The organism is Anaerolineales bacterium, from assembly GCA_022866145.1.
Classification (GTDB): Bacteria; Chloroflexota; Anaerolineae; order Anaerolineales; family E44-bin32; genus PFL42.
On the sequence record JALHUE010000374.1, the window covers coordinates 1 to 1789 of the forward strand.

Genomic DNA, 1789 nt, shown 5'->3' on the forward strand with positions numbered 1-1789 from the left:
GTCCACATCGGCCACCTTCGCAAGCGCCTGGCGGCGAGTCAGATCGTACGCATCGAGACTGTGACCGGCGTCGGGTACAAGCTGGTGGTGTAGGTGGCGGTTGGGCTCCATTCGGGCGCGCCTTCTGCTGAGCTACCTACTGTTGATCGGGCTGGTCCTATTCCTGGTTGGGGCTAGTCTTGTGTTCTTCCTGTCGCAGACCCCGGTGCTGGATCGCCTGGCTACGGCGCGCCTGGCAAGCCGGGCCGAGGCCATTGCTGAACGGGGATCCCTCGACGCCCTTCGCCCGGCCCGGGAAGCTGCCTTGGCACAGCGCCTCGATCGCCAAACGCTCGCCCGCGTTCTCGTGCTGGACGAGGACGGCCGGGTGCTGGTGGACAGCCGTCCTGAGGCGGCGGCCTTGGAGTTGGATGCCCTGGCTGCACGGGGTCAGGCGGGCGACGTGCTCGGCGATCGCTGGAACTACGCCAGCCAGATCTTGGACGAGGACAGAGTCCTGGTGCTGGCCTCGCCGACCTCGCAGCTGCGGCTGGCGGTGCTGGGGGATGACCTGCTGCGGGCGCTGGGGAGGGCCGGGCTGGTCGCCGCAATTCTGTCGGTGGTCCTGGCCGCCTTGCTGGGTCGCTGGTTGGGCGAGCCGCTGCGGCGGATGGTCCCGGCGGCCCGGACCCTGGCCGCAGGGGAGTTCCGCCAGCCGATCCCGGTCGAAGGGCCGGACGAAGTCCGAGAACTGGCGCTGGCCCTGAACGAGATGGCTGACCGGGTGCAGGCCAGCCAGCAGATGCAGCGCGATTTCGTCGCCAATGTGTCGCACGAACTCAAGACACCGCTGACGTCGATCCAGGGGTTCGCCCAAGCGATCGCCGACGGCACGGCCGATGACCCGGGCTCGCGCCAGCATGCCACCCAGGTGATCCTGGAGGAGAGCGGACGCCTGCGGCGTCTCGTCGACGATCTGCTGAGCCTGGCGCGGATGGACGCCGGGCAGGTGGCCTATGACCGTCAGCCTGTGGACCTGGTGCCGATCCTGCGAGCTGTGGTCGACCGGGCTTCGGTGGCCGCCGCCGCCCGGCAGGCCGTGGTCCACACTCAGCTGCGGCCATGCCCCTTGGTGCGAGGCGACGGCGATTGGCTGGCGCAGGTGTTCACCAACCTGGTAGACAACGCCCTGCAAAGCCTGACTGTCGGGGGAGAGGTGCGCCTCACCTGTGGGGGCGAGGGCGGCTGGGCGGTGGTCGACGTGATCGACAACGGCCCGGGCATCCCGGCCGACGAAGTCGGGCGCGTTTTTGAGCGCTTCTATCAGGTCGACAAGTCGCGCAAGGCCGGGCCCGGCCGCGGGTCCGGCCTGGGGCTGGCGATCTCCAGCGAAATCGTGCATGCCCATGGCGGTAGCTTGAGCGTGGAGAGCCGCCTCGGGATCGGCAGTCGCTTCAAAGTACGTCTGCCATCGATGGACTCCGAGGACTCCACCGCCGCCCGACGGCGCCCCCGCTAGTTTCGGTATAATCCCCCCCTATTCAGAAGGGAGTGGTTCAATGCAGACTCGGAAAACCTCCGGATGGTGGATCGCTTGTGGTGTGTTGCTGGTATTGCTGTGCTGCTGTTGTCTGATTCTACCGTTGGCGGCAAGCGCCGCTTTCGTTTCCTCTGGCCTGTCGGCCCTGCAGGATTCGTTCTTCCGTCCCCTGATGCCCATCCTCTCGCCGGCGGAGATCTTCACCCTGCCGACCGAGAAACCTTCGCCTCCGACCCAGGCGCCCGCAGCGCTGCCTCAACTACCCGCCGA

3 protein-coding genes are annotated in these 1789 nt (G+C 67.5%); all 3 read left to right on the top strand.

The window, feature by feature from the left end:
* Positions 1–27: 27 nt before the first annotated feature.
* Positions 28–93 (top strand): hypothetical protein, encoded by a 66-nt coding sequence (locus MUO23_11370; GenBank protein ID MCJ7513555.1) that lies wholly within the window; start codon positions 28–30, stop codon positions 91–93.
* A gap of 7 nt (positions 94–100) precedes the next feature.
* Positions 101–1498 (top strand): HAMP domain-containing histidine kinase, encoded by a 1398-nt coding sequence (locus MUO23_11375; GenBank protein MCJ7513556.1) that lies wholly within the window; start codon positions 101–103, stop codon positions 1496–1498.
* Positions 1499–1538: 40 nt separating this feature from the next.
* Positions 1539–1789: hypothetical protein (locus MUO23_11380; GenBank protein ID MCJ7513557.1), on the top strand; the 251-nt coding region annotated here is incomplete at its 3' end.